The organism is Glycomyces arizonensis DSM 44726, from assembly GCF_000482705.1.
Taxonomy (GTDB): Bacteria; Actinomycetota; Actinomycetes; order Mycobacteriales; family Micromonosporaceae; genus Glycomyces; species Glycomyces arizonensis.
The window spans coordinates 28,219-31,601 of record NZ_AXWO01000039.1; the positions used below are offsets into that span (position 1 = coordinate 28,219).

2 protein-coding genes are annotated in these 3,383 nt (G+C 65.7%); one reads left to right on the forward strand and one right to left on the reverse strand.

The window, feature by feature from the left end; all coding sequences use genetic code 11:
- On the reverse strand, nucleotides 1-769 hold a 769-nt coding region (locus tag H613_RS27935), incomplete at its 3' end, for a carbohydrate-binding protein (protein WP_211234905.1).
- 796 nt (nucleotides 770-1,565) lie between these two features.
- Between H613_RS27935 and H613_RS27940 the strand changes: the two genes are divergently transcribed.
- On the forward strand, nucleotides 1,566-3,383 hold a 1,818-nt coding region (locus H613_RS27940), incomplete at its 3' end, for a rhamnogalacturonan lyase family protein (RefSeq protein WP_035738749.1).

Here is a 3,383-nt window from a genome sequence, read left to right on the forward strand (position 1 = left end):
CGCCGGTCGTGGCGGCCAGGGTGACGGTGTTGGTGCCCGCGGCCAGGCCCACGGTGATCGTCTCGGTGTCCCAGGTCGTCCATGCGCCGGTGGGCGCGAGCGTGAGCGAGCCGGCCGAGGATCCGTTCACCGACACGTTCGCGCTTCGGTTGCTCGTGCCGCCGTTGGCGAAGCCCACTTCGAGTTCTGCCGTGGCTGCGCTGTCGGTCTCGATCGTGAACGAGAGGGTCGCGCCTGTCGCGTTCTCCGAGTTGCAGAACCCGGTCCCGGAATAGCCCGCGTGATTGCTGTCGATCGTGCCATCGCAGTCAGCCGGCGAATTCTCGGCCTCGAAGCGGACCAGCGAGGCCTCGCCGCCGGCCGTGTCGGCCTCGATGTAGTCGAGGTTCGCCAGCCCGTTCTCGGTGGTGGCGGTGAGCTGGATCGTGTTCGTCCCCGCGTTCACCGGAACGGCCACGGTCTGGGTCTCCCAGGTGGTCCACGCGCCCGTCGGCGCGAAGGCGGCCTCGGTCTCGGTCGTGCCGTTGACGGTGATGTCGCCGGGCCGGTCGCCCGTGCCGCCGTTGGCGTACCGGAGGGCGAGGGTCGCCGTTCCGGCCGTGTCGGCGTCGATCGTGAACGTCGCGGTGGCACCTGTGGCGTTCTCGGAGTTGCAGAAGCCGCTGCCGGAGTATCCGGTGTGATTGCTGTCGATCGTGCCGTCGCAGGCGGCCGGGGAGTCCTCGGCCTCGTAGCGGACGGTCGCCGCGTGGGCCGTCTGCAGTGCCACCGCGGTCGCCGCGATAGCGACCGCGCCGGTCACTCCGGCGATGATTACCGCTCTCGCTCTTCTTCGTCGCAACATGTCAGTCTTTCTCCTCCACGAGGGCTTGCAGAAATGCAAGCGTTTGCCGGACGCGCCGAACGCGGGCACGGGTGGCCGAGGCGCTTCGCGCCGCTTGGGAATTCGCATCGCCGAATGGCGTGGAAGGGTCTCCACGATATACGCGTCGATGCGGTCGAAGGAATGGTGGAACATCTCTCATGCGGTCTTATAGGGAGTCCTCTTGAACACTCGAGAAAGCGCCGTTCCGTATGAGGAATGTGAAGTCTGTATGTCTTATGTGGTGGATCATTTCCTCTTCCAGGTGCCGGGCATGGAAGCATGTGCCGCGGAATGAGGCGGCGCATAAGGAAATTTTCGGAAACGATATTGAGATATCTCGATGCTAGGATGCTAATCATGAAGTAGTTTCGAAGTCAAGGCGGGACGCTGAGAAACTTTTGGAAACTTTGTGGCGATGCCGCGTCCGCCGAGAGCGGGGCGGGTGGTGGTTCGCGACGCGGTCGCGCAGGTGAGACGGTCTGAAAGTAGGAGCCTGTCTCTGTTGCCGTGCTCGGTGATCGCCTGGCACGAGAAGACTTTCGTAGATTTGCATGGGGCAATGGGTTGACACGACGTCGTCTGCTCGTTAGTCTACGACGGATTAAATCGTTTCAAACGAGGCAGGTCCGTCGGTGTGCCATGTGTTCGAACCCGACGCGCTCCCCCCGGTGGCCTCGTGCGACGGTAAGGAGTTCCCTCGATGAGTTCCCCTCCGGTCTTCAAACGGCTCGCCCCGCTCTCCTTGGTGGCCGTATTCGCAGGTGCGGGCGTCGTGAGTCCGCAGGCCGCGTCCGCCGACACCGGCTCCGGCGACGTTGGGGGCTCCGGCGTCCAGCTCGAGAACCTCGACCGCGGTCTGGTCGCGGCGACCACCGACGACGGCGTGTATCTCAGCTGGCGCCTGCTTGCCGATGAAGTGTCCGGTTATAACGATTCAGGTCTGACCGGCGCCGACTTCAACGTCTACAAGGGCGATGCTCTGCTGGCCACGGTCGCCGACAGCACCAACTACCTCGACACCGAGGGCGACGGCACCGCCGAATACCGGGTGGCCGCGGTCGTCGACGGCGAGGAGGTCGACTTCTCCGATTCGGTGAGCCCGTGGTCGGAGTCCTATCTCGACATTCCGTTGCGGAAGCCCGCCGACGGCGTCACGCCCGCCGGGCAGTCCTACACATACGAGGCCAACGACATCAGCCCCGGCGATCTCGACGGGGACGGCGACTACGAGTACGTCGTCAAGTGGGACCCCGACAATTCCAAGGACGTCTCGCAGGTCGGCTACACCGGTTCTGTCTATCTCGACGCCTACACGCTCGAGGGCGAATTGCTGTGGCGCATCGACATGGGCGTCAACATCCGCGCCGGTGCCCACTACACGCAGTTCGACGTCTTCGACTTCGACGGCGACGGTGTCAGCGAGGTCATGGTGAAGACCGCCCCTGGCACCAAGTCCACCTCTTACGTGGAGGGCGAGGAAGCCTTCATCACCCTGCCCGAGGACGATGTCGAGGCCGGTGTCACCAATGAGGATGACTACCGGCTTTCCGCCGAGGGCTACTACGACCACTTGGTCGGCATGTTCATGGGCTGGTCCGAGCACCCCGAGGTCGCGGGCGGTGACTGGCCCGCGACCATCGAGGCCGCGCTCGGCGCCGATGACCAGTTCGACTTCGCCTATCCGTTGTCCCGAGCGGACGCGGAGACCCTGGCCGACTACTTCATCGACGTCTACGCGCCCTCGCGTTCGAGCCGCAACAAGCTCCGCGAGTTCGAGGGCTTCATCCTCTCCGGTCCCGAGTACCTGACCGTGTTCGACGGTTCGACCGGTCTGGAGGCCGAGACGATCGACTTCCCAGTCCAGCGCGACGACGACGGCCTGATGTGGGGCGACTACGCCATGTCCCGGATCGAACCGGGCAACCGCGTCGACCGCTTCCTGTCGAACGTGGCCTACCTGGACGGCGAGCACCCGTCGGCGATCTTCGCCCGCGGCTACTACACGCGCACCACGATCGCGGCCTACGACTGGGACGGCGAGCACCTGACCCAGCGCTGGCTCGCCGACTCCGGCCACGCGCCGATGTCCAACCCGTTCAACGACGGGCCGCACGGCGTCGAGGGCCCCGACCCCGAGTGGGGCACGCTCACCACGCAGGGCTTCCACTCCATGAGCGCCGCCGACGTCGACGGCGACGGCAAGCAGGAGATCGTCTACGGCTCCGCCACGCTCGACGACGACGGCTCGCTGCTGTACTCCTCGTACGACACGATGCCGCCCGAATCGGCCAATCCCGGGGCCTACGCCAAGCTCGGCCACGGCGACGCCATGCACGTCGGCGACTTCGACCCGAACAATGAGGGCCTGGAGATCTTCACCGTCCACGAGGGCGGCGTCTGGGCGCCGTACGGCTACGCCATGCGCGACGCGGCGACCGGCGAGATCCTGTGGGGCGGCTACACCGGCCGCGACACCGGACGCGGCATGGTCGGCGACATCGACCCGGACAGCCCCGGC